This is a genomic window from Thalassospira sp. A3_1 (assembly GCF_017744215.1).
Taxonomy (GTDB): Bacteria; Pseudomonadota; Alphaproteobacteria; order Rhodospirillales; family Thalassospiraceae; genus Thalassospira; species Thalassospira lucentensis_A.
In genome coordinates, this window is the sequence record NZ_JAGHQQ010000002.1 from 114922 (window position 1) to 139161 (window position 24240).

20 protein-coding genes are annotated in these 24240 nt (G+C 55.5%); 11 read left to right on the forward strand and 9 right to left on the reverse strand.

Annotated features, from left to right (window positions below; all coding sequences use genetic code 11):
- The first annotated feature begins 249 nt into the window (after positions 1–249).
- From J7395_RS07520 to J7395_RS07540, 5 genes are all read left to right on the forward strand, one after another.
- Positions 250–1383: an efflux RND transporter periplasmic adaptor subunit gene (locus J7395_RS07520; RefSeq protein WP_062951644.1), complete on the forward strand. Its 1134-nt coding sequence runs from the start codon at positions 250–252 to the stop codon at positions 1381–1383.
- A gap of 1 nt (position 1384) precedes the next feature.
- The gene (locus tag J7395_RS07525; RefSeq protein ID WP_062951643.1) at positions 1385–4537 is read left to right on the forward strand and encodes an efflux RND transporter permease subunit; all 3153 of its coding nucleotides are present in this window, start codon (positions 1385–1387) and stop codon (positions 4535–4537) included.
- 1 nt (position 4538) lies between these two features.
- A complete protein-coding gene (locus J7395_RS07530; protein ID WP_209221087.1) occupies positions 4539–5990 on the forward strand; it encodes an efflux transporter outer membrane subunit in 1452 nt (483 codons plus the stop codon).
- Between the two features lie 124 nt (positions 5991–6114).
- Complete coding sequence (locus J7395_RS07535) at positions 6115–6738, forward strand: alpha-ketoglutarate-dependent dioxygenase AlkB (RefSeq protein ID WP_062958814.1); 624 nt, start codon at positions 6115–6117, stop codon at positions 6736–6738.
- A 273-nt stretch (positions 6739–7011) separates the two neighbouring features.
- Positions 7012–8052 carry a LacI family DNA-binding transcriptional regulator gene (locus tag J7395_RS07540; protein ID WP_209221088.1) on the forward strand — a complete coding sequence of 347 codons (1041 nt, stop codon included), beginning with the start codon at positions 7012–7014 and terminating at the stop codon, positions 8050–8052.
- Here J7395_RS07540 and J7395_RS07545 read toward each other — a convergent pair.
- Positions 8049–8645, reverse strand: a complete 597-nt coding sequence (locus J7395_RS07545; protein ID WP_209221089.1) for a DNA-3-methyladenine glycosylase I — start codon at positions 8643–8645, stop codon at positions 8049–8051. The genes J7395_RS07540 and J7395_RS07545 overlap by 4 nt on opposite strands.
- A 325-nt stretch (positions 8646–8970) precedes the next feature.
- Here J7395_RS07545 and J7395_RS07550 point away from each other — a divergent pair, with 325 nt between their 5' ends.
- The 4 genes from J7395_RS07550 (at position 8971) to J7395_RS07565 (ending at position 11498) form a co-directional block, all read left to right on the forward strand.
- Positions 8971–9267, forward strand: coding sequence for a YggT family protein (locus tag J7395_RS07550; protein ID WP_062951638.1), 297 nt, complete (start codon positions 8971–8973; stop codon positions 9265–9267).
- Between the two features lie 9 nt (positions 9268–9276).
- On the forward strand, positions 9277–9609 hold the full coding sequence (locus J7395_RS07555; protein ID WP_209221090.1) for a DUF167 family protein: 333 nt from the start codon (positions 9277–9279) through the stop codon (positions 9607–9609).
- Positions 9606–10505, forward strand: a complete 900-nt coding sequence (folD, locus tag J7395_RS07560) for a bifunctional methylenetetrahydrofolate dehydrogenase/methenyltetrahydrofolate cyclohydrolase FolD (RefSeq protein WP_209221091.1) — start codon at positions 9606–9608, stop codon at positions 10503–10505. Before J7395_RS07555 ends, folD begins: the two co-directional genes overlap by 4 nt.
- 243 nt (positions 10506–10748) lie before the next feature.
- Complete coding sequence (locus J7395_RS07565) at positions 10749–11498, forward strand: hypothetical protein (protein ID WP_209221092.1); 750 nt, start codon at positions 10749–10751, stop codon at positions 11496–11498.
- Positions 11499–11567: 69 nt separating this feature from the next.
- Here the strand turns inward: J7395_RS07565 and J7395_RS07570 are convergent, their stop codons facing one another.
- Positions 11568–13496 carry an SLC13 family permease gene (locus J7395_RS07570; protein WP_209221093.1) on the reverse strand — a complete coding sequence of 643 codons (1929 nt, stop codon included), beginning with the start codon at positions 13494–13496 and terminating at the stop codon, positions 11568–11570.
- A 216-nt stretch (positions 13497–13712) separates the two neighbouring features.
- Here J7395_RS07570 and J7395_RS07575 point away from each other — a divergent pair, with 216 nt between their 5' ends.
- The gene (locus J7395_RS07575) at positions 13713–14936 is read left to right on the forward strand and encodes a crosslink repair DNA glycosylase YcaQ family protein (protein WP_209221094.1); all 1224 of its coding nucleotides are present in this window, start codon (positions 13713–13715) and stop codon (positions 14934–14936) included.
- Between the two features lie 105 nt (positions 14937–15041).
- On the opposite strand, the gene J7395_RS07580 is transcribed toward J7395_RS07575, so the two are convergent.
- The 7 genes from J7395_RS07580 to J7395_RS07610 all read right to left on the reverse strand — a co-directional run bounded on the left by J7395_RS07580 (position 15042) and on the right by J7395_RS07610 (position 22452).
- Entirely contained in the window at positions 15042–15812 is a 771-nt protein-coding gene (locus J7395_RS07580) for an SDR family oxidoreductase (RefSeq protein ID WP_062958805.1), read from the reverse strand.
- A 77-nt stretch (positions 15813–15889) separates the two neighbouring features.
- Positions 15890–16897 (reverse strand): ABC transporter ATP-binding protein, encoded by a 1008-nt coding sequence (locus J7395_RS07585; RefSeq protein WP_209221095.1) that lies wholly within the window; start codon positions 16895–16897, stop codon positions 15890–15892.
- Between the two features lie 39 nt (positions 16898–16936).
- The gene (locus J7395_RS07590) at positions 16937–17767 is read right to left on the reverse strand and encodes a carbohydrate ABC transporter permease (RefSeq protein WP_062951632.1); all 831 of its coding nucleotides are present in this window, start codon (positions 17765–17767) and stop codon (positions 16937–16939) included.
- Positions 17768–17777: 10 nt separating this feature from the next.
- Positions 17778–18650 carry a sugar ABC transporter permease gene (locus J7395_RS07595; RefSeq protein WP_062951631.1) on the reverse strand — a complete coding sequence of 291 codons (873 nt, stop codon included), beginning with the start codon at positions 18648–18650 and terminating at the stop codon, positions 17778–17780.
- A 146-nt stretch (positions 18651–18796) separates the two neighbouring features.
- Positions 18797–20110: a sugar ABC transporter substrate-binding protein gene (locus J7395_RS07600; protein ID WP_062951630.1), complete on the reverse strand. Its 1314-nt coding sequence runs from the start codon at positions 20108–20110 to the stop codon at positions 18797–18799.
- Between the two features lie 195 nt (positions 20111–20305).
- Positions 20306–21259 (reverse strand): sugar-binding transcriptional regulator, encoded by a 954-nt coding sequence (locus J7395_RS07605; RefSeq protein ID WP_209221096.1) that lies wholly within the window; start codon positions 21257–21259, stop codon positions 20306–20308.
- 173 nt (positions 21260–21432) lie between these two features.
- A complete protein-coding gene (locus J7395_RS07610; protein WP_209221097.1) occupies positions 21433–22452 on the reverse strand; it encodes an aspartate-semialdehyde dehydrogenase in 1020 nt (339 codons plus the stop codon).
- Positions 22453–22871: 419 nt separating this feature from the next.
- Between J7395_RS07610 and J7395_RS07615 the strand changes: the two genes are divergently transcribed.
- On the forward strand, positions 22872–24107 hold the full coding sequence (locus J7395_RS07615) for a cyclopropane-fatty-acyl-phospholipid synthase family protein (protein WP_231858241.1): 1236 nt from the start codon (positions 22872–22874) through the stop codon (positions 24105–24107).
- The last annotated feature ends 133 nt before the right edge of the window (positions 24108–24240 follow it).

Consider the following 24240-nt stretch of genomic DNA (forward strand, 5'->3'; position numbering starts at 1 on the left):
CTGATTTTGGTCATTTAACCAGCCAAAAGCCTGTGCAGCATTGCACGGGCTTTTGTGCTTTTGGGGCTGTGCGGGTGATCCGGATCGGCCGATTGAACCTATTACCTGATGAGTACAAGTTGCGACATTTCTGATACAATTTTCCGGTCGCTGCCTTCGGGGAACTAACGTAAGGTCTATGATACTGACTTTAAGACATTTTCAGCGATGTCTTTGCATGATTCCAGAACACACGAGAACGGGCATTCGATGTCACGCACAGGTAGGCTAGTCGTATTTCTGTTGGTTATTGCCGCGGCCGGTGGCGGCTGGTTTGCCTATGACAAAGGGATGTTGCCTTTTGTCGGGGCAGGAAGCGTTGCCGGGGGCGATGGCGCAAGCCGTTCGGGCAACCCCGCCCTGCCGGTGATTGCCGAATATGCCAGCATCATGGAAGAAAAGACGGTTGTCGAGGCGGTCGGAACCGGTCGGTCGACACTGGGCGTTTCGATTTATCCGGCAGTTTCGGGCGAAGTCAGTGATGTTCTTTTTCATGCCGGTGAAACGGTTTCACGCGGGCAGGTTCTTTTGATCCTTGATTCCGATCGGGAACGGCTGGCGCGTGATCTGGCATCGGTGCAGGTCAAGGATGCAAGCCAGCTTCTGGACCGGTACGAGCAGGCCCGTCCGCTTGGCGCGGTATCGGCAAGCGAGGTGGATGCGGCACGCACCGCCCTTGCCGAGGCGCGCATTCGGCTGGACCAGGCCGAGGTTGACCTTGCGGACCGCACCATTCTGGCCCCGTTCAATGGCACGGTTGGCATTCCGCAGGTGGAGCCGGGCGACCGTGTGGACAGTTCCACATTGATCGCGACACTTGATAATGTCGAAAGCGTTCTGGTCGATTTTGAAGTTTCCGAAACCCGGTTTGACAATGTGAAAATCGGGCAGTCGCTTCGGGTGGAAACCTGGAGCCTGCCGGGGGAATGGTTTGAGGGGACGGTTGATTCAATCGCCAGCCGTATTGATCCCGAAAGCCGCACATTCAATGTCCGCGCGCGTATTCCCAACCCGACCGGAAGACTTCTTTCGGGGATGTCCTTTGCTGTTTATGTCGATATCGAAGGCCAGACTTATCCGTCGGTTCCGGAAATTTCGGTTTTGTGGGGCGATGGTGGCACCTATGTCTGGCGGATCAAGGATGACAAGGTCGAACGGGTTCCGGTCCGTGTCGTAAAGCGGACACAGGGGCGCATCCTGCTTGACGGGCCGATTGCCAAGGGTGATCTGGTGGTGGTTGAGGGCGTGCTGCGCCTGCGGCCGGGTCGAGATGTGGCGGCGACCATTCGCAGCGGCGATGAAACCGGTGTTGCCCAGCGCAACGGCACCGGCGAAGGGTCGTAACATGCAGGACGGGAATCAGAACGAAAACCAGAATGATCTGGCGTCACTCAGCATCCGTCGCCCTGTTCTTATTTCCGTGGTGTCGCTTTTGATCATTCTGGCGGGTCTTGCCGCCATGCTGGGTGTTGAAATCCGCGAGCTGCCCAACGTTGATCAGCCGACGGTCACGGTTTATGCGACCTATGACGGGGCCTCGCCCGAAACGGTTGATGCCGAGGTCACAAGCCTTCTTGAAGGGGCAGCGTCGCGCGTCAGTGGTGTCAAACGCATCAGTTCAAACAGCGAAGAAGGCACGTCGCGGGTTCGCGTCGAATTTTATCCCGATATTGAAATCAATGATGCGGCCAATGACATTCGCGAGGCGGTCAGCCGCGCGTCAAGAACCCTTCCCGACGAGGTCGAGGATGTCCGCGTGGTCAAGGCCGATGCGGATGCCAGTGCGATCATGCGGCTTGCGGTGGTCAGCAATCGGCTGACCGAGGAAGAGCTCGCCAATATCGTTGATGACCAGATCAGCCCGGCGCTGCTTTCCGTGCCCGGTGTGGCCGAAATCACGATCAATGGCGAACGCGAAAAGGTTCTGCATGTCCGGGTCGATCCGCTGCGACTGGCCAGTTACGGCTTTTCGGTTCAGGACGTTGCCGATGTTCTGAGAACCGCCAAGTTCGACATTCCCGCCGGCAGTTTTGATTCCAGTGATCAGAAGCTTTTTGTCCGGGCGGATGCGTCGGTCTGGGAGGTCGAGGACGTCAAACAGATGTTCATCCGCAATCAGGTGCGGCTGGGTGATGTGGCGGATGTCTATTACGGGCCCGATGATGCAACGTCCTATGTGCGCCTTGATGGCCGGACCGTGATCGGGCTTGGCGTTGTCAGGCAGGCGCAGTCAAACACGATTGCGATATCGGATGGCATTCGAGAGGTGGCTGAACGGCTGAACAGCCAGTACGACGATATCGACGTGTTCGTGAACTCGGACGATGCGGTGTTTATCGAAGGCGCGCTTTGGGAGGTTCTGAACAGTCTGGCGCTGGCGATCATTATCGTGATCGGGGTGCTTTATCTGTTCCTGCGGTCCTTTACCGCGACGCTGATCCCGACAGTGACCATTCCGATCGCGCTTGTCGGGACGGTGGCCGCGATCTGGATGATGGGTTTTTCGATCAATATCCTGACGTTGCTGGCGCTTGTTCTGGCGACGGGGATGATTGTTGATGATGCGATTGTGGTGCTGGAAAACATCCAGCGACGCCGTCATCAGGGATTGGGATCGATGGCGGCCGCGGTTCTGGGAACGCGGCAGGTGTTTTTTGCGGTAATTGCCACCACACTGACGCTGGTATCGGTGTTTGTGCCGATTTCGTTTTTGCCCAGCACGGCGGGCCGCCTTTTCCGGGAATTTGGTTTCGTGCTGGCATTTTCGGTTGCGGTGTCGTCGTTTGTGGCGCTTTCGCTGTGTCCGATGCTGGCATCGCGGTTAAAGCATATCGACCCGCATGACGGGCAAAAGGATGCCAAGCCCAACTTCCTTGAACGGATCGGCCTCTATTGTTCGGGTGTTTACAAATACATTCTGGAATGGGTTTTGCGGTTCCCGCTGATTACCCTGATCGTATCGATTTTTGCCGGGGTGCTGGCATTTGGGGTCTATAACACGGTCACACAGGAACTTCTGCCCGACGAGGATCGCGGACGTATTCTTGTATCGCTGCGCGGGCCGGACGGGGTTGGCATCGATTACATGGACCGGCAGGTCGAAACGGTTGAAAACATCCTGCGTCCGATTGTCGAGGCCGGTGATGCCTATAACATCTATACCATTGTCGGGCTTTGGGATCCGAACCGTGCGCTTGTGATTGCACCACTGGTACCGTGGAACGAGCGCAGCCGCAGCCAGCAGGATATCAGCAATTCGATCCGTGGAAGTCTTGAGGCATTGCCCGGTGTTCAGGCCTTTGTCTATCAGCCCAACAGCCTTGGTTTGCGTGGCGGTACCGGCGAGGGATTTGAATTTGCCCTTACGGGGACGAATTACCGCACACTGGCGGCGAATGCGCGCGCCATGCAGCAGGAGCTTGAGGCGAATTATCCGCAGTTTGTCGGCCTTCGGGTTTCCTATCAGACGACCCAGCCGCAATTGCTGGTGAATATTGATCGGCAGCGGGCCTTTGACCTTGGCATTCCGATTGAAAGCCTTGATACGACCCTTCGCACGATGATCGAGGGATATGAAGTTACCGAGATCACGGTGGATGATGAAAACATCCCGGTGAAGCTGCGCAGCAGTGCGGGCAGCATCAATGATCCATCTGATCTTGAGAACCTGTTTGTCAGCAATGGCGAGGGGCGTATTTTGCCGCTGTCATCGGTCATCAGCCTGACCGAAGAAGCCGTTGCATCCGAACTTGAACGCGAAGGGCAGCAGCGTGCGGTCAAGATTTCGGGCAATCTTGCGCCGGGTTATACCCTGCAGCAGGCGGTTGTCGATATTGACGAGGTTGCAGACAGGGTGCTGCCGCCGGGCATGAGCGTCCTGTTCCTTGGCGATGCGGCGACACTTGGCGAAACATCGCATGATGTGCAGATCACGTTCCTGATTGCGGTGCTTGTCGTGTTGCTGGTGCTTGCCGCACAGTTCGAAAGCTTCATGTCGGCCCTTGTGGTTGTCCTGACCGTTCCGTTCGGGTTGGCAGCGGCAATTTATGCGCTGGGCCTTAGCGGCACATCGATCAATATCTATAGCCAGATCGGGTTGGTGATGCTGGTCGGGCTTATGGCCAAGAACGGCATTCTGGTGGTGGAATTTGCCGATCAGTTGCGCGATGCCGGGAAATCCGTGCGCGAAGCGGTTCATGATGCGGCGATGATCCGCCTGCGGCCGATCATGATGACGATGATTTCGACCGTGCTTGGCGGGTTGCCGCTTGTGCTTGGCACCGGAGCCGGGGCCGAGGCGCGTGCGGCGATTGGCTGGGTCGTTTTTGGCGGGCTTGGTTTTGCGACGGTCTTTACTCTGTTCCTGACACCGGTTCTTTACCTTCTGCTGGCGCCGCTGGTTTCGGCCCGTGCCGATGGGGGCAAGAAACTGCAAAGCCAGTTGCGATCTGCGGAAAGCATTCCCGACAAGGGCGAGATTGAAGGAAGTACCAGCTAGAATGTCTGTAAAACGTCTGTCAATCTGTTGTGCCCTGCCGCTTCTGATCGGACTTTCGGCCTGCCAGACGGTCGGGCCGGATTATGTTGCGCCGAAATTTGATCTTGTCGGGGCCTATACCCCGCCGGTGCCGGTAATTGCGGCCAATCAGGCCGACCATGGCCGTTGGTGGGAAAGCACCAGTGATCCGGTTTTGCGCGATCTGATCGCGCTTGGTCTTGCCAATAACCTTGATTTGCGGATCGCGGCCAGCCGGATCGAGGAAGCCCGTGCGGTGGCGCGCGGGGTATCGGGGGCAAATGGCATTGAGGTCGGTGCCAGTGTTAATGGTGATGCCGAACGCGGCACATCATCGCGCGAACGCGGCGATCAGACGACGGATCTCGGATTTGGGGCCGGCATCGATTTTTCATGGACGGCGGATGTCTGGGGCGGGCAGCAGCGTGAAGACGAAGTGGCGCTGGCGGATTATCTGGAACAGGTTTACCTGCGCGAGGACGTTTATCTGACGGTGATTGCCGATATCGTGCGCAACTATATCGAGCTGCGCGGTACGCAGAAGCGCCAGGAATTGCTGCGCAGTTCGCTTGATCTGCAACGCCAGACCAGCAATATCGTGCAGGTCCGGATGCAGACGGGGCTGGCGTCCGAGCTTGATCTTTCGCGTGCCCGTGCCGAGGTTTCCGATATCGAGGCGACATTGCCAACATTGCAGACCGATATTGACCGGTCGATCAATGCGATTGCCATCCTTCTGGGCGCGCAGCCGGGAACCTATCGCGACCGTCTGGTGGATGTGCAGCCGCTGCCGGAATTTGACAGTGCGCCGCCGATTGGTATACCGGCCGATCTTTTGCGCCGTCGCCCCGATGTTAGGGCGGCCGAGCTTTCATTGATTTCCGCCACCGCCGAAATCGGGGTTCAGACCGCTGATCTTTATCCCGAATTGACGCTGGACGGGTCACTCGCGCTTGGAGCCACGGGGTATGGCACGGGGCCGATTGTCCGTACCGCGATGGCCGCCATCGGGGCGGTGATTGATGCGACGCTTTATGATGGTGGGGCACGACAGGCCGATATTGATGTTGCCGAACAACAGGCGCAGCAGGCATTTTACAGCTATCAGCAGACGCTTCTGGTCGCCATTCAGGATGTTGAAAGTGCGATTTACGGATATGTCGGGGCGGTTCAGCAACGCGATTCCCTGATTTCGTCGGTGCGCTATCATCGTCAGGCGTTTGAACAGTCCCGTGTCCGGTACGTTCAGGGGCTTTCAAACTTCCTTGATGTGCTTGATTCGCAGCGCACCCTGACGCAGTCGCAGCAGGACCTTGCGGATGCGGAAACCGATCTCGAACTCGAAACCATCAATCTTTATTCCGCCGTCGGGCTGAGCGTTGAAGATGTTGAACGTTATGCCGACAAGGCCGGGATTGACATGAATAATGGTTAGCAGGTCCTTCCGGCAGAGACCTTCATTACACAAGCGTCTGTATTAACGCCGATTTCCATAAGCTGTTGCTTGTTTTCATCGACGGTTCGTCCTAGGTCTTGGATATCTTGAACCGGGGATAAAAATGACGGGCGATCTGTTTGCCAATGAACCACCACACAATCTGCTGCCCTTTGACGGGGAGGCATTGCTGCTGCGTGAGGTCATGGCGGCAAGTGATGCGGATCGCGCGTTTGAACGGCTGTTAAGCGGCATTGTCTGGCAGCAGGAAATTGCCAAGCTGATGGGGCGCGAGATTGCCGTGCCGCGATTGACGGCATGGTATGGCGATGTGGCCTATCGTTATAGCGGTGTCTATCACCCGGCATCGCCTTTTCCGAAAATCGTCGCCCCACTTCGCGATCTGGCGGAAGAAAAATCCGGTGCGTCGTTTAACACGGTTCTTCTGAACCATTATCGTGACGGGCGCGACAGTGTTTCGTGGCATGCCGATGACGAGGATGTGCTGGGCGAAAATCCGGTGATTGCCAGCCTGTCATTTGGTGAGGAACGGCGTTTCCATTTCCGGCACAAGAAAACCGGGGACCGGGTCAGTGTCGATCTGCCGCATAATTCGTTGCTGATCATGCGGGGTGCGACACAGCATCACTGGTTGCATCAGATTCCCAAAACCGCGCGCCAGATCGGACCGCGGATTAATCTGACATTCCGTCATACCGCGCCGGAAAACAAGGTACGCGGTCGATGAGTTCGGAGGGCTGTGAAAAAAGCCGCCCCGGTCAGGGCGGCTTGAAGTCAGCAATTCGAGATTGCCGGGAAAACCGTCAACACCAGGGTGCAAACGGACAAACGCATAGGCTGTTGTGCAATCGGTGCGTGCAAGAATGAATCGATTCAATGAATGCAGTGTGGCGGTTCAGAAGGGGTTCTGTCAATATCGGGATGAACCGATTCAAAAAAATGTCACGGGATGACCGGTTAATCCAAAAGCCGGGGTGAATAAAGGGGAGACATCGCAAGGATGGCAAAACGGGTACGTCTTCTGGATGTGGCCAAGGCAGCCGGGGTATCGCAGGGCACGGCATCAAATGCCTTTGGCAAGCCGGATCTGGTACGCAAGGAAGTCCGGGAGCGCATTCTGGAAGTTGCCAGGGAGCTTGGCTATCGCGGGCCGCATGTGATGGCGCGCATGTTGCGGACCGGCAAGGCCGGGGCGCTTGGCGTGGTGTTTCCCGATAACCTTGAATATGCCTTCAGCGACCCGGTGGCGATTGAACTTCTGCGCGGTGTCGGGCGGGAATGTGCCCGGCAGGCGGTCAATATGATGATCATTTCGGCCGAAAACCCCGAACAGGCGATTACCGCGATCAACAATGCCGCCGTCGATGCGTTTCTGGTGCATTGTTATTCCGACGATAACGACATCATTTCCGCCATTCAGCGCCGCAACCAGCCGCTGGTGTGCATTGATACCGATATCGCCGGGGCGGCGGGCACCGTGGTGCTTGATGATTTTGCCGGGGCGCAAATGGCGGCCCAGCATTTGATTGATTGCGGGGCGCGCAAATTCGCCATCCTGTCCCTGCAGGCCAATAAGGCGGAAAATTTCGGCCCGATGAATGCCAAACGTCGCGGTGCAGTCAGCCACCGTGTGGTGCGCGAGCGGCTTGGCGGGTATCACGCAGCCCTTAAAAAGGCGGGGATCGCGATTGAGGATATCGTTCATATCGAATGCGAAAACATGTCATCGCACAGTGCCGAAATGGTCGAAACCATGTTGCGCGATCACCCGGAAATCGACGGTGTTCTGGCGATGTCCGATGTGATTGCCATCGGTGCACTTGATGGCGCGCGCGCAAGTGGCCGCAAAGTCCCCGATGATCTTAAGGTCATCGGCTTTGATGGTATTGCGGAGGGCGAACGCACCGACCCGCCATTATCGAGCATCCGACAGGATTCCGTTGAAAAGGGGCGGCTGGCGGCCGAAATGGCGCTTGGCGAGGCGGAAAGCGACAGCCGCGTTCTTGAAACCAGCCTGCTTGTGCGGGGATCGACGGCCTAAGCCGATTTACCCGAAAGGACCGCGTAGCAGTGACAATCGGTGGTGTGGTCCATCACAAGGCCGGTGGCCTGCATGAAGGAATACATGATCGTGGTGCCGACAAATTTCATGCCGCGTTTTTTGAGGTCCTTGGACAGGGCATCGCTAAGTGCTGTGGATACGGGCACGTCAGACATGGCTTTCCAGTGGTTGATGACCGGTTTGCCGCCGACGAAATCCCAGATATAGGCATCAAAACTGCCAAATTCCTTCTGGATTTCGATGAAGGCGTTGGCATTAAGGATGCTTGCCGCGACCTTGGCCCGGTTGCGGATGATGCCCGGATCGGCCAGAAGCGATTGTTGTTTGGCTTCGTCATATTTCGCGATCTTCTGGACATCGAAATTATCGTAAGCCGCGCGATAGGTATCGCGCCGCGCAAGGATCGTCAGCCAGCTTAAACCCGCCTGCGCACCTTCGAGGATCAGCATTTCGAAAAAATGCCGGTCATCATGGACCGGAACGCCCCATTCCTGATCGTGGTAGTCGACGTAAAACGGCTTGTCGAGATGGGTTTCGGCCCATTTACAACGGGGAAGCGTATTCGTCGACATGATCGGTCCTTCTTTGTCGTTTGATGGCTGCGCATTTTTGGATGGGATCGGTGGGCCTGGCAAGCTTGATGACTTTATCCTGACATTTCTCCTGACAGAAACTGTCGGAAGGGGGCTTTGACTGAACATTTTTGCGAAATGGTAGGCCCCGGAATGCGCAATGTCTGGTGAAGCAAGTCACATGATGCAGAAAACTTGATCAAAGCTTCGCAAATTAGGCGCTCTGTGCTTGCGCCCGGGGCCAAGGCCGACTAGGTTTTGCAGCGTGTTAACACAATTCCGATCAGATCGGCCCGATCTGGACCGACTGCAAGAAGGAGCGGCGATGCTGGCGATTTTTTGGCTTATTGACACCGTTATTGGTATCTACATTTTCATGCTGATTGCTTCGGCAATCCTTTCATGGCTTGTGGCATTTGACGTGATCAATTCCAGCAACCGGTTCGTTTATATGGTTGGCGATTTCCTGTACCGGATTACCGAACCGGCATTGCGACCGATCCGCCGGATCATTCCGAATCTGGGTGGGATCGATATTTCGCCGATCATCCTGATCCTGATCCTGCAATTCGCCAACATGCTGATTCAGACAGACGTGCGCGCAGCCGTGATGGGTTACTAAACCGGCGGGATGGAAAAACCGTTCTGCGATACCTTGGCGGATGGATCGGGTATCCGGCTGTTTTTACGCCTGACACCAAAGGCTTCGCGAAATGCGATTGCCGGGGTGGGCGTTAATGGCAACGGGCAGCAGCAGATCAGGGCAGTGGTTACAGCCGTGCCCGAAAACGGCAAGGCGAACATCGCCCTGATAAAGCTTTTGGCAAAAGCGGCCAAATGGCCTAAATCGTCAGTCGAAATTGTTGCCGGGCATACGGACCGCAACAAGGTTCTGGAAATTTCAGGCGATCCGGACGCACTCATCGCGCAACTTCATGAACTGACGGGCGGACAAGACATATGAGCAACGCAAAAATCATCGACGGCAAAGCATTCGCGGCCAAATTGCGCGGCGACATCGCAGCAGAAGTGGCCAAGCTTAAAGATGCGCACGGCATCACGCCGGGTCTTGCAGTTATTCTGGTCGGTGAAGACCCGGCAAGCCAGGTTTATGTCCGCAACAAGGGCAAGCAGACCATCGAATGCGGCATGAATTCATATGAGCACAAGCTTTCGGCTGATACGTCGCAGGAAGATCTTCTGGCGCTGATCGCAAAGCTGAATGCCGATCCCAAGGTTCATGGCATCCTGTGCCAGTTGCCGGTGCCCAAACATATCGACGATCAGGCGATCCTTGCCGCGATTGACCCGGCCAAGGATGTTGACGGTTTTCATGTCGTCAATGCCGGTGCGCTGGCAACAGGGGGCGAGGGGTTTGCGCCTTGTACGCCTTATGGTTGCCTGATGCTTCTTAAAGATACCCTTGGCGATCTTTCGGGGATGCGGGCGGTGGTTGTCGGCCGGTCCAACATCGTTGGCAAGCCGATGGCGCAGTTGCTTCTGAAGGAAAGCTGCACGGTGACCATCGCGCATTCGCGCACCCGTGATCTGCCCGAAGAAGTCCGCCGTGCCGATATCGTCGTTGCCGCGGTGGGCCGCCCGAACATGATCAAGGGCGACTGGATCGCACCAGGTGCCACCGTGATTGATGTTGGCATCAACCGCGTTGAAGGGGCCGAGGGCAAGATGAAACTTGTAGGTGATGTCGAATTTGAAACTGCATCGAAAATCGCCGGTGCGATTACCCCGGTTCCGGGCGGTGTTGGCCCGATGACGATTGCCTGCCTGTTGAACAATACCCTGATTTCGGCGTGTCGCGCCAATGGCCTTGCGGTACCTAACCTTGGCTTTGATAGCTAAGAGTACGGTTTCTAAGCGGAATGTGCGAGAAGGCGGTCCATTGGACCGCTTTTTTGTTTGGTGGCTCTATAGGGGCCAACGTCTTCACAATAACTACTAGGCCGGTTTAAATTGGTAGCTTAATTTTCTTTGATCGTTCAAGCGAAGCTATTCAGAGCTAATCAATAAAAAAGATATTTCTCTTCTCTCTGAATCGTTTGAGAGCATTAATGTATAATATTCTCAATTCATTGGAGAAAAATTGTGGCAAAAAATAGCGGATACGAAATTCTCCCTATAGCATTTGGGGGGATTATTTCGGGCGTCATTCTAAGTGGTGTGATTGGTACGACAATTTCAGAAGATAGTTTTATTTCGTGGGTTAAGCAATTTCAGACCTTAATAGCTGGATTGATCGCACTAGCAGGTGCGCTTCTTACTGTGGTTGCTATACAGCGACAAATAATCTCATCTGAGAGAAACCACGAAGATTTACTAGAAAGAAATCTTATCGCAGCCCGAAGTTTGCTGCCAACGGCACTTTCTGAATTGGTAGCCTACGGTGAAAATTGCTTATCAATTTCTTTTCGGATGGCTCAAGGATACACGATAGATTCTGTTCAAGATTTGTCCGGAAGTCATAATGATATTTTTCGCGAAGTCATTAAGTACTCTCCTAGAGAACGTCAAGAACAGATGGCGGAATTGTTGGCTCATTTACAGGTTCAAATATCTCGTATCAAGCGTGAGGTTGCGACTTATAGGCCAATGGATAATGCGGAACGCCTCTATCAAAATAGAGTCGGAGATCAAGACGACAGCAAGCGCGAAAATATACTTGATGCAGCAAAGGTTATTTTTCAGGCGGAGGATCTATTTTGTTTTGCAAGGAGACAACAAGAGCAACTTGAAAGAACTGGAATACAAAGATTTCGTGGTTTGTTCGTTCGGATGCAGCTTGATGCCGAAGATTGGCCAAATTTGCTTGAAGCGGCAGCTCGGCGTTTTCCTTAGAAAAATACACTCAAACTTTCCCCAAGTTTCATTGCTACCTTTCCAACATAACAATTCGCTAGCACCAAATCATAACGGCCAGACCCACAGAAGCATAGGCACGCCTACCGCCACGACGATGATTTCGATGGGCAGGCCGAGCCGCCAGTAATCGCCAAAGCGGAAGCCGCCGGGGCCGAGGATCAGGGTGTTGTTCTGGTGGCCGATAGGCGTCAGGAAGGCACAGGATGCGCCGATAGCGACCGCCATCAGGAAGGCGTCGGGATTGACGTCCAGATGGCCGGCACTGCCAATCGCAATCGGGCACATGACGGCCGCAGTGGCAGCATTGTTCATGAAATCCGAGAGCGTCATGGTGATGATCAGGATCAGGCCAAGGGCGATGATGGCGTTTCCCTGTGCGACCCAGTTTAACAGGAAGCGGGCGAGAAGATCGGCCGTACCGGTTGTTTCCATGGCGGTTGCTACCGGGATCAGGGCAGCGAGCAGGACAATCACCGGCCAGTCAACCGCGTCATAGACATTGCGCGGGGCGACGACGCGGGTCACCATGGCGAGCAGAACCCCAATGGCAAAGGCAACCGCGGCCGGCATGACACCGAATGCCGCAGCCCCGATGGCAGCGGCCATGATGGCCGATGCCTTGAGCGCCTGAGCATTATCCGGGATGCGTAGCGAACGTTGGGCAAGCGGCACACAGCCAAGACGTGATGCGAAATCCTGAATGGCGGCGGGTGGTCCCTGCATCAGAAGGACGTCACCAGCCTTCATCGACATGGTGCGAAGGCGCGCCATGGAGCGTTGACCCTGTCGCGATACGGCCAGCAGGTTCACGCCATAACGGGTGCGCAGATTGATGTCGGTTGCCGATCTGCCGATAAAGCCGGAGTTCGGCAAAATCGCCAGTTCCATGAGCGCGATATCATCGGACTGGATCGCGGCACGGCGGCTGTTATCCGGGTTTTCCGCATCTGTTTCGGGTGTTTTTGCATGTTTTTCGGCCTTTGAAGACGCTGTGGCTGCAGATTTTGCGTCAGAATCGGCTTTTTTATCCGATTTTTCGGATTTTTCGAGCTGTTTAGCTTCCTTTTCCTGCGCTTCGAGGTCGCGCAATTCTTCTTCGAGTTTCAGATCAAGGGCGGAAAGAGCGACGGCAAGTGCTTCGGGGTCGGCTTCGATGATCAGGATGTCGTTTTCATGCAGTTCGCGGTACGGGTTGGGGGCGGGGATGCGTTTTTCATTGCGGATCAGCCCGATGACCTGCGCGTCGCCTTTTTCAAGTTCGCGGTTCACATCGCGCAGCATCATGCCGATTGCCTTGCTGCCCGCGGCAATGCGTGCCTCGGTCAGGTAGGAGCCGGTTTCAAAGCCCTCTGCCCCGGCGCGTTCGCGGGTGGGGACAAGCCAGCGGCCAAACACCATGACGAAAATCAGACCGGCGGCGGCCACAACAATCCCGACCGGGGTGTAGTCAAACATCGTAAAGCCGCCTTCGCCCGCCTCGGCGCGGAAACCGGCGACGATCAGGTTGGGCGGGGTCCCGATCAGGGTGGTCATGCCACCCAAGATCGATCCGAAGGCCAGAGGCATCAGGATTTTGCCCGGTGGCAGGTTCTGTTTGGCGGCAATTTGTAGGGCGACGGGCATCAGAAGGGCCAGCGCGCCAACATTGTTCATGAAGGCCGACAGGATGGCCGCCAGCAGGCTGAGGGTGGCCATGGTGACGACCGGCCCGGCGGATTGCGGTAGAACCATACGGGTCAGGTTATCGACCGCGCCTGATTGCTGAAGTGCCGATGACAGGATCAGGATACAGGCAACCGTGATCACCGCCGGATGACCGAAACCCTGAAAGGCCCCATCAACCGGCACTAGCCCCGCGACCACGCAACATAGCAGGGATGCCATCGCAACCATGTCATGACGCCAGCGGCCCCACAGGAACATCACGACCGTTCCGACAAGAATGGCAAGGATCAGAATTTGTTCGAGTTCCATGGATGCCTGTCTGGTTGCTTCATCGGGTTGAAAACATGGTCAGGATCAAAGATGGCAGAAACATAGATGCCACAGGGAATAGAAACCGCAGGGAATAGAAACCGGCCATAGGAAACGATCCAACCCACCGAAATGTTCCTGCAACCTCCTGACATAATTGTCAGGAGGTTATGATACCATCACACTGTTTTTCTTTGCGATTTTTCAAAGGCCACCATGATTAACGACAAAGCCGAGATTTCCGTATCCGCCCGGCAGGCGCGCAATCTGGCCCTTGCCGCGCAGGGGTTTGATCAGGACGATAGCCGCCCGGTGACCAAACGCCGGATCATGAAAGCCATTCGCCAGACCGGCATGTTACAGGTCGACAGTGTCAATGTTCTGACGCGCGCGCATTACATGCCGGTTTTTTCCCGGCTTGGCGTTTATGACCCGGCCGATCTTGATCAACTGAGCTGGGGCAACGCCCGGCAGCGGCGGTTGTTTGAATATTGGGGCCATGAGGCATCGATGATCCCGGTCGAGGATTACGGGTTTTATCGCTGGCGCATGGCGGATGCCGCCGAGGGCAAAGGTACCTGGGGGCAGATCGCCAAAATGATCCGTGATCATCCTGAATTTGTGCGCAGCATTCTGGATCGGATCGAAAGGGAAGGGGCACTTGCCGCCAGTGATCTGGAACAGGAAGGCGCATCAAGTTCGAAATGGTGGGGATGGTCGAAAACCAAAACCGCGATGGAATTCCTGTTCTGGAGCGGGCAGGTGATGGCGCGCAAACGGCGCACCAGTTTCGAGCGGGTCTATGATCTGCCCGAACGGATCATCGGGCCGGAGGCGCTTAAACCGCCAATGCCGCGCGCAGAGGCCCAGCGTGCCCTGATCCGCAACGGAATTGCCGCAATGGGGATTGCGACCGAGGCTGATCTTCGAAAATATTTCCGCCTGCCGACAGAGGATGCCAAGGCACGGGTTGCCGAAATGGTCGAAGACGGCGCGTTGTTGCAGGCGGATGTCGAGGGCTGGAAGCAGCCGGGATATTTGTGCCCGCATGTTAATCCGCGCTGCCGTGCCAAACCGACCGCCTTGATGGTACCGTTTGATCCGATCATGTGGGAACGCGACCGGGTGGAACGGATTTTCGGTTTCCATTACCGGATCGAAATTTATGTCCCGGCGGAAAAACGGCAATATGGCTATTACGTTCTGCCGTTCATGCAGGATGGGAAATTTGTTGCGCGTGTTGATCTGAAAGCGGATCGGCAGGAAGGGGTTCTTCGGGTGCAGAGCGCGCATCTGGAAGACGCTTGTGATGCGGCCACCGTTGCGGGCGATCTAATGGTGCATCTGTCGCGACTGGCGCGGTTTTTGGGGCTTTCGGGTGTCGTGGTTGTCCCGTGCAATCCGTTTTCGGTGTATCTTGGCCGACAATATCAAGGCTGAAAAGGTGAACGGGGCGTAGGTCCCACAACCACGCCCCGTTCCACCACGGTCCTGACCTGATCGCAGAAGCTTCAGGACAATGCGATCAACAGTTTTACCTGTGCCTTACCAGCAGGTATAACCCCCATCAGCCAGGACAATGGAGCCGGTCATCAGGCTGGACGCGTCGGATGCCAGGAACAGCACGACCGATCCGATTTCCTCGGTCAGGCCAAGGCGGGCCATCGGGGTGCCGTTGATCCAGGCGTCATACATGTCCGGCTTGGATTTCACGAATTCATTTAGCGGTGTTGCGATATAGGTCGGTGCAACAGCATTGACACGAACACCACGCCCGCCCCACTCGGCGGCAAGAGACTTGGTCAGGTGATGCACGGCGGCCTTGGATGCGTTGTAATAGGCCTGTTCCTGCGGCTTGTTGACGATGAAGCCCGACATGGAGCCGACATTGACGATCACGCCGTTTTTCTTGGCCAGCATCTGTTTGCCAAATTCGCGGCAGCACCAGAAGGTGCCGTTCAGGTTGACGTCAATGACGTTAAGCCAATGTTCGTCGGTCACGGTTTCAGCCGGGGTTTCCGAACGCGCGATACCGGCATTGTTGACCAGAATGTCAACGCCGCCTTCACGTGCCATTTTTTCGGCACTGGTACGGACCTGATCGGTGTTGGTGACGTCCATGATGTCGATATCGGCGGTGTAGCCCTTCGACTTCAGGTAATCACGGCCTTCTTCGGCTACACCTTCGCTGATGTCACCGATAATGACATGCGCGCCTGCTTCTGCCAGTGCCTCGCAGCATGACAGGCCAATTGCGCGACCGCCCCCGGTGACATAGGCGCGGCGTCCGGTAAGATCGAACTTCTTAAGGTACATTTTGGTCTCACATTCTTGTGGTGGTAAGGCGGGACCGCATGGCGTGTGGGGCAATGCGGCCCGGTTGTTTGGAATTCTTAAAGTTTGCCCAGTGCGATGCCGTTCGCGTCAAAGCGATGGATGCGGTCCTGTTCCGGGGTCAGCCAGATCTTGTCATGCTCGCCCAGCGGGACTTCGCCGGTTGCGCGCACTGTCATCGGGCCAAAGCCCTCTGCATTGACGTGCAGATAGGTTTCGGCACCAAGATGTTCGGCAATCTTGACGGTTGCGGGAAGGTCGCCGCTTTCGGTGCTGACCGCGACATGTTCGGGGCGAATGCCGATTTCGTGGCAGTCGTGCTTTTTGGCGTAATCGCCGCCGATGAAGTTCATTTTCGGCGATCCGATGAAGCCCGCGACAAACTTGTTGGCCGGATTGTTATAAAGGTCCATCGGCTTGCCGACCTGTTCCACACGGCCTGCCTGCAACACGACGATCTTGTCGGCCATGGTCATGGCTTCGACCTGATCGTGAGTCACATAGATCATCGTGGTTTTCAGTTCCTGATGAAGGCCGGTGATTTCAAGGCGCATATTGACGCGAAGGGCTGCATCAAGGTTCGAGAGCGGTTCATCAAACAGGAAGGCGGCCGGGTTGCGCACAATCGCGCGACCGATTGCAACACGCTGGCGCTGACCACCGGAAAGCGCGCCGGGGCGGCGTTCCAGATAATCGGTCAGGTTCAGGATTTTGGCCGCGTTCTGGACCTTTTCATCGATGACAGTCTTGCTTTCGCCAGCCATTTTCAGGCCAAAGGCGATGTTGTTATAGACCGTCATATGCGGGTAAAGCGCATAGGACTGAAACACCATCGAAAGGCCGCGTTTGGCCGGTGCCTCGTTCGCGACATCGACCCCGTTGATCAGGATCTTGCCGTCGGTAACGTCTTCAAGACCGGCGATCAGGCGAAGAAGGGTGGATTTGCCGCAGCCCGACGGGCCGACAAAGACGACGAATTCACCATCATTGATGTCAAGGTCCACACCCGGAATAACATCCAGTGTCCCGAAGGTTTTCTTGACTTTTTCCAGTCGGATAGCACCCATTTCGGTGTTCCTTCTTGTTGAATTTCGATCAGGCAGCGGCTACTTGACCGCGCCAAATGTCAGGCCACGTACAAGCTGTTTCTGCGAGAACCAGCCGATGATAAGGATCGGAGCGACCGCCAGCGTCGAGGCCGCCGAAAGCTTGGACCAGAACAACCCTTCCGGACTGGAATAGGATGCAATGAAAGCGGTCAGCGGTGCGGCATCAGCGGTGGTCAGGTTCAGGGTCCAGAAAGCTTCGTTCCAGGCCAGGATGATGTTGAGCAGCATGGTCGATGCAATGCCCGGCACCGCCATTGGCAACAGCACAAAGATGATTTCCTTGGGCAGGGTTGCGCCATCCATGCGGGCGGCTTCAAGGATGTCGCTCGGGATTTCCTTGAAATAGGTGTAAAGCATCCAGACCATGATCGGCAGGTTCATCAGGAACAGAACCATGATCAGACCGAACCGGGTATCAAGCAGGCCCCAGTCGCGGAACACCAGATAGATCGGTACCAGCACGCCAACCGGTGGCATCATCTTGGTCGACAGCATCCAGAGAAGGGCGTCTTTGGTTCGTTTGGTCGGGTTGAAAGCCATGGCCCATGCGCAGGGCACCGCAAAAAGCAGACCCACCAGAGTTGAGCCGACCGACAGGATGACCGAATTCATGGCAAACCGGAAATAATCGGACCGTGCCTGAACCTCGGCATAGTTTTCCAGCGTCCAGTCAAACGAAATGAAGCTTGGCGGTATCGATACGGCTTCAAGTTCGGTCTTGAAGCTGGTCAGGACCATCCAGAAAATCGGGAAGAAGATCAGAAGGCCAACAATCCAGGCAAAGATCGAAAAACCGATATGGCCAAGGGGTGTTTGTTTGTTTTCCATCTCGTGTCCCTTACCTGTCCAGGTTCTTGCCAATGAGGCGGATCAGGAAGATCGCCACGATATTTGCCAGAACGACTGCAACAATGCCGCCCGCCGATGCGCCGCCAACGTCGTATTGCAGCAAAGCCTGCGTATAGACGAGGAAGGCAATGTTCGTCGTTGCCAGACCCGGGCCACCACCGGTGGTCACGAAAATTTCGGCAAAGACGGTCAGCAGGAAGATCGTTTCGATCAGCACGACGACCGTGATCGCACGGCTGAGATGGGGCAGCGTGATATAGAAGAAAATCGAAACCGGACCGGCGCCATCCATCTGGGCGGCTTCCTTCTGATCGCGGTCAAGCGACTGAAGGGCGGTCAGCAGGATCAGAACGGCAAAGGGCAGCCATTGCCATGACACCATGATGATGATCGCGGTCAGCGGTGCCTCGGAAAACCAGTCGATGGACTGGAAGCCAAGCGAGTTCGCGATCCAGGCAAACATGCCCGATACCGGATGCATCAGAAGGTTTTTCCAAACCAGCGCATTCACGGTCGGCATGATAAAGAAGGGGGCAATCACCAGCAGACGCAGGATGCCGCGACCAAAGATCGGCTGATCAAGCATCAGGCCCAGCAAAACGCCGCCGACCACCGTGATCACAAGAACCGATCCCACCAGCAGAAGCGTATTGGCGAGCGACGCAAAGAATGCCGGGTCGGTCAGGAAGAATTCATAGTTCAGCGTGCCGACCCACTCTTCCATACCGGGAGAGAGCAGGTTGTAACGCAGGAACGAAAAATAAATTGTCATGCCCAACGGCACGATCATCCACAAGAACAGCGCGATGATCGACGGTGCAGACATAATGCGCCCGGTCAGGGTAGAGGACCGTGTCGACATGATGTGCTCCCTGTTTGAAGTCCCTGTTGCCTCGATCCGGATGGAAAGAGGGTGGCGGTCAGAAGTGCCGCCACCCCAAGTTCATCAGGTCAAGGAGGCACAGGCCAGAACTCATTGCACGGAGCGGAGCACTGGCCTGTCATGCATCAGTAGTAACCAGCCTTGCGCATGGTGCGGTCGGTGCCTGACTGAGCGGCTGCTAGCGCATCTTCAACAGTCGAGGAACCGGCCAGTGCGGCAGAGAACTGCTGGCCTACTGTGGTGCCGATACCCTGGAATTCAGGAATAGCGGCAAACTGAACACCGACATAAGGTTTCGGCTTCATGGTCGAATTGATCGGATCGGCACTGTCGATGGCGAGAAGGGTCTCGTCAGCAAACGGTGCGGCTTCCAGATATTTCGGGTTTTCGTACAGGGACATACGGGTACCCGGCGGTACGTTGGCCCACCCTTCCTTGGAGGCTACGAGTTCCAGATAGTCTTTCGAGGTTGCCCATGCAATGAATTTCTGGGCGGCTTCGACTTTCTGGGAGCCGGTCGGGATGCCAAGGTTCCATGCCCAGAGCCAGTTGGCACCAGTGCAGGTTTCGGCACATGGGGCTTCGGTGAAGCCAACCTTGTCGGCAACGGTCGATTCTTTCGGGTTGCTGACAAAGGATGCTGCAACGGTTGCATCAATCCACATGCCGCATTTGCCCGAGTTGAACAGCGAAAGGTTTTCGTTAAAGCCGTTCGAGGTTGCGCCCGGAGGACCATATTTGCCGAGAATTTCGACATACATGTCGAGTGCGTTTTTCCATTCGGCGCTGTCGAAGGTCGGGTTCCAGTTCTCGTCAAACAGGCGCGCGCCATAGGCATTGCCCATGGTGGTGATCAGCGCCATGTTTTCGCCCCAGCCGGCCTTGCCGCGCAGGCAGATGCCATAAACACCGTTATCCGGATCATGAAGCTTTTTGGCAATGTCGAGCGTCTGGTCCCAGGTCAGGCGACCATTGATGGTGATGCCTGCTTTTTCAAACAGATCGGTGCGGTACATCATCATCGAGCTTTCGGCATAGAAAGGTGCCGCATAAAGCTTGCCATCGTTGCTTACGGCGGAACGGATGGCGGGCATGATGTCATCGGTATCGTAATCGGCACCAAGGTTATCGAGCGGTGCCAGCCAGCCCTTTTCGGCCCAGATCGGAACCTCGTAGGTGCCGATCGTCATGATGTCATACTGACCGCCCTTGGTGGCGATGTCGGTGGTGACACGCTGACGCAGGGTGTTTTCTTCGAGCGTAACCCATTCAAGGGAAATGTCGGGGTTTTTGGAGGTGAAGTCATCCGTCAGCTTCTGCATGCGGATCATGTCACCGTTGTTCACGGTAGCAATGGTAAGTTTTGTTTCGGCATTGGCGGAGAATGCGACACCGCCTGCCAACAGCGCGCAAAGCGCTGCTCCCGTTACGCGTTTCATAGTTCCTCCCAAAGGACTGTGTACCCGATGGGCAAATTATCTTGCCCGTTTGATCATTTGTTCAGGTAATGAGCATTCACTCAATTTGAGGGGTGTTTGTCAAACGAAATCGTTTTTGCGCTGCAACAAGAAAACCCCGCCAAAACTTTTGACGGGGTTGTTCTTTATCTTGATTCAAAAGGCGTTTTGCGGCGGTTATGCGCACAGCAAAGCTTCGGCAGTGGCTTCGTCGGTGATCAATGTGGTGATCAGTTTGCCGCGCATCGCCCCGCGAATCGCGGCGACTTTTTTCGCACCCTTGGCGACAGCAATCGTATTTTGCGCCGGAATATGGATCGGTGCACTGGTGACGCGGTGATTGACATCATGGTCAAGGATCACGCCATTTTCATCGAATGACCAACTGACGACCTCGCCGATGCCGCCGTTCTTTTGAAGCGACCGCAATTCATCCTTGCTGATGAAGCCATCAATATAAAGCGGTGCGTCGGCGCCAAGATCACCAACCCCGACAAAGCGCACATCGGCCTTGGCTGCCAGATGCATGATGTTATCCATGGGTGGCTGTTGCTGCATCTGGGCGCGCACATTGGCACTTTCGACAATCACCGGGATCGGTAAGGGATAGTGCGGCGCGCGGGTCCGGTCGGCCAGATCGGTGACCGCATCATAAAAACTTGCCGCACCGTCATGGGCAATCGTCCCGACCAGCGATACGATCTTGTGATGGCGGGCATCGACGCGTTGAACTTCGTCGACCATGCCACGCATGGCGCGCCCCGTGCCCACCGCGATGATCTTGGGATCAGGAGATTGTAGAACGCGTTCAAGATAGGTCGCAGCCGTCTGCGTCATGCCAAACATGGCATCGGGAGCGGCCGGATCGGTTGGCACCACATCACAATTGGCAAGACCGTATTCCTTGCACAGCGAAGCGGCCAGTTCCATGCAGCGCGCAATCGGATGATCAAGGCGAACCTTGACCAGCCCTTCGCTAATGGCGGCAGACACCAGACGCTGTGCGGTCGGACGCGAAACGCCAAGTTTGGTGGCGATTTCGTCCTGCGTGTTGCCAGCGCAGTAATACAGCCAGCCCGCGCGGGCGGCTTCGTCAAGCCTTGCAGCTTCTTTGCGTGTTCGTTTAACCATCCCTGTCCTCGATTTATTTTTCTTTATGGATCGCAACACTGATGGCGCGTGCGTTGATCAGTCTATCCTAAATTCCCTATCGTTTTTTTGCGGCTCTGACCAGCGGGAATGATCCGGGCAAAAAGAAACCCGCCGGGATCGGCGGGTTTCGAAGACCTTCATTGCGGTTGCGATTATTTCTTTGGCAGATATTCCGCGACCAGCATTTCGGCGATCTGGACTGCGTTAAGGGCAGCCCCTTTCCGCAGGTTGTCGCCAACACACCAAAGCGAAAGACCGTTTTCGACCGTCGGGTCCTTGCGCACACGTGAGACAAAGACATTATCTTCGCCCTGGACTTCCTGAGGGGTGACATATCCCTCGTCCTGGCGGTAATCGACAACGGAGACGCCGGGGAAATCCTTCATTGCCTTACGGGCTTCTTCGACTGTGACGGGCTGTTCGAATTCGATATTCACCGCTTCGGCATGGCCGACAAAGACCGGAACGCGAACGCAGGTCGCATGAACCGCGATATCCGGATCAAGGATTTTGCGGGTTTCGGCGGTCATTTTCCATTCTTCGCGGGTTGAACCGTCATCCATGAATTCGTCGATATGCGGAATGACGTTAAAGGCGATCTGTTTGGTGAATTGTTCCTTGACCGGCAGATCGTTGACGTAAATGCCCTTGGTCTGGTTGAACAGCTCATCCATCGCCAACCGACCGGCACCGGAAACTGACTGATAGGTTGACACCACAACACGTTTGATCGGTTGCAGGTTATGCAGGGGTTTAAGCGCCATGACCATCTGAATGGTCGAGCAGTTCGGGTTGGCGATGATGTTTTTCTTGGCGTAGCCAGCCAGTGCGGCACCATTTACTTCGGGTACGACAAGCGGTACGCCCGGTTCCATGCGCCAGTAGCTGGAATTGTCGATGACAACGCAGCCCGCTGCAGCAGCCTTGGGCGCAAGCGTTTTGGCCGTTGCGCCACCAGCTGAGAACAGTGCGATATCGACCTTTGAAAAGTCGAAGGTTGCGGCATCCAGGACCTTGAGTTCCTTGTCACCGTAATCTAGTTCGCGGCCGACCGAACGTGAGGAGGCGAGTGCGAAAATTTCGTCAGCCGGGAATGCGCGTTCTTCAAGGGTGTTGAGCATCTCGCGCCCGACATTTCCGGTCGCGCCGACAACGGCGATTCTATAGCCCATCAGGAGCCTCTTTCAGTCATTCTGGCAGTGCCCATACACTTTGCCCTTCTTTGGTAGAGGACAGTCGCGTTTTGCATATGCCTGTGGATAATCGTCTGTACAGTATGACGCGAGATGTAAGGTTTTATCGAGGTGCACGCAAGGAGATCATTGGCTATTACCTCTTGAGATTGCAAAAAAATCTGGCAGAATTATCCATGGGGTTCGAGTACCGAACCCTAAATCAGAATCGTTCGGCCCCGGCTTTGAGTTTTCTGTTTTCACTGTCTGCGGGTGCGCGGCCTATCGAATAGCCGTTTCCGCATTTCCTTTTCGAACGATTGACCAGACGATCCTGATTTAGGGTCCGGTACTTATGTGAAATCCGGCAACGGGTTTTACGTGGGGCGATGGCATTTCCGGCTTAAAAAGGACGGCAGATGACGTACCCGATGACACTGGACTGGACACAAAAAAAGGTTCTCGATTTTTTCCGGGAACATGTCACGCGCGGAACACTGGTATTCCGGGCGGACGATAGACACGAGATTGTTCTGGGGGATGGCAGCGATCCCAGGGCAACAATGACTGTACCGAACTGGAGCGACACATTGAAAATGGCGCTAAGTCCTGATCCGGGATTTGGCGAATCCTATATGCGTGGCGGTTTCGATGTTGTTTCCGGCGAGATGGAAGATCTGATAAGGGTCTTGCGGCTTAATTTCGAAGGCGGCCATTCGGCAAACGGATTTGGCCTTTTTATCGAAAAGCTGCAGGCGCTTAAATTCCAGATCGCGCAATTTACCTCGGTCAAGGCCGCGTCACGGCGCGTGCGCCATCATTATGATATCGGCAATGACCTTTATACCCGGTTCCTTGATCCGGAAATGCAGTATTCCTGTGCCTTCTGGGATGATGGTGCCCAAACGCTGGAAGAAGCGCAAAACCGCAAAATGAGCCTGACGACCCAGCGTCTGAAGATCGATCAGCCCGATCTTCGGGTGGTTGATATTGGCTGTGGCTGGGGCGGGCTTAGCCGCTTTATCCGGCGCACGACCGGGGCGGAGGTGCACGGTATTACGCTTTCGACCGAGCAATATAACTGGGCGCTGGAACGCAAAGAGGAACTGCCTGATAACTTCCACGAAGGTCTTGGATATCATCTTCTGGATTACCGGCTGTTTGCCGATGCGAATGAAGGGAAGTACGACCGGGTTGTTTCGGTCGGCATGTTCGAGCATGTCGGGCGGCCGCAGTTCAAAACCTATTTCGAGAAGGTCGGCAAATTGCTGAAAGCCGGGGGCCGGGCGGTGATCCATACGATCATCAAGCCGCGTCCGGATTTCACATCGCCCTGGATTGATCGATACATCTTCCCGGGGGGATATATTCCGGCTGTGCACGAAGTTATCGAGGCCGCCGAAAATGCCGACCTTAAAGTCGAAGCATCGCACTTTCACGCGGGACTGAACTATGCCCGAACCCTGATCGCATGGCGCGACCGGTTCCGCGAGATTGCCGATCAGCTTGACCCGGAAAAATACGACACCGAGTTTAAACGGATGTGGGAATTTTATCTGGCGGGCTGCATCAATGCCTTTGACGAGCGCGAAGGCGGCGGTGGCATGCGGGTTGGGCAGTTTGTTTTCACCAAACCCGGTTATCGTTTTACGTAAAAACGCGTCGGTCGGGCTGTCGTTTTGCGATGGCCCGACCCATATATAACCAATGTTCAAACGGGCCGCAGAGTCCGAACTTCGATAATGTGTGTCGTGGGTCAACCGGCACGGCGCGCGGTGTTCATACCCG

Bases quoted from the DNA above. Each gene is read 5' to 3' on its own strand.
- J7395_RS07520 (WP_062951644.1), top strand. From the start codon at position 250: ATGTCACGCACAGGTAGGCTAGTCGTATTTCTGTTGGTTATTGCCGCG.
- J7395_RS07525 (WP_062951643.1), top strand. From the start codon at position 1,385: ATGCAGGACGGGAATCAGAACGAAAACCAGAATGATCTGGCGTCACTC.
- J7395_RS07530 (WP_209221087.1), top strand. From the start codon at position 4,539: ATGTCTGTAAAACGTCTGTCAATCTGTTGTGCCCTGCCGCTTCTGATC.
- J7395_RS07535 (WP_062958814.1), top strand. From the start codon at position 6,115: ATGACGGGCGATCTGTTTGCCAATGAACCACCACACAATCTGCTGCCC.
- J7395_RS07540 (WP_209221088.1), top strand. From the start codon at position 7,012: ATGGCAAAACGGGTACGTCTTCTGGATGTGGCCAAGGCAGCCGGGGTA.
- J7395_RS07545 (WP_209221089.1), bottom strand. From the start codon at position 8,645: ATGTCGACGAATACGCTTCCCCGTTGTAAATGGGCCGAAACCCATCTC.
- J7395_RS07550 (WP_062951638.1), top strand. From the start codon at position 8,971: ATGCTGGCGATTTTTTGGCTTATTGACACCGTTATTGGTATCTACATT.
- J7395_RS07555 (WP_209221090.1), top strand. From the start codon at position 9,277: ATGGAAAAACCGTTCTGCGATACCTTGGCGGATGGATCGGGTATCCGG.
- folD (WP_209221091.1), top strand. From the start codon at position 9,606: ATGAGCAACGCAAAAATCATCGACGGCAAAGCATTCGCGGCCAAATTG.
- J7395_RS07570 (WP_209221093.1), bottom strand. From the start codon at position 13,496: ATGGAACTCGAACAAATTCTGATCCTTGCCATTCTTGTCGGAACGGTC.
- J7395_RS07575 (WP_209221094.1), top strand. From the start codon at position 13,713: ATGATTAACGACAAAGCCGAGATTTCCGTATCCGCCCGGCAGGCGCGC.
- J7395_RS07580 (WP_062958805.1), bottom strand. From the start codon at position 15,812: ATGTACCTTAAGAAGTTCGATCTTACCGGACGCCGCGCCTATGTCACC.
- J7395_RS07585 (WP_209221095.1), bottom strand. From the start codon at position 16,897: ATGGGTGCTATCCGACTGGAAAAAGTCAAGAAAACCTTCGGGACACTG.
- J7395_RS07590 (WP_062951632.1), bottom strand. From the start codon at position 17,767: ATGGAAAACAAACAAACACCCCTTGGCCATATCGGTTTTTCGATCTTT.
- J7395_RS07595 (WP_062951631.1), bottom strand. From the start codon at position 18,650: ATGTCGACACGGTCCTCTACCCTGACCGGGCGCATTATGTCTGCACCG.
- J7395_RS07600 (WP_062951630.1), bottom strand. From the start codon at position 20,110: ATGAAACGCGTAACGGGAGCAGCGCTTTGCGCGCTGTTGGCAGGCGGT.
- J7395_RS07605 (WP_209221096.1), bottom strand. From the start codon at position 21,259: ATGGTTAAACGAACACGCAAAGAAGCTGCAAGGCTTGACGAAGCCGCC.
- J7395_RS07610 (WP_209221097.1), bottom strand. From the start codon at position 22,452: ATGGGCTATAGAATCGCCGTTGTCGGCGCGACCGGAAATGTCGGGCGC.
- J7395_RS07615 (WP_231858241.1), top strand. From the start codon at position 22,872: ATGACGTACCCGATGACACTGGACTGGACACAAAAAAAGGTTCTCGAT.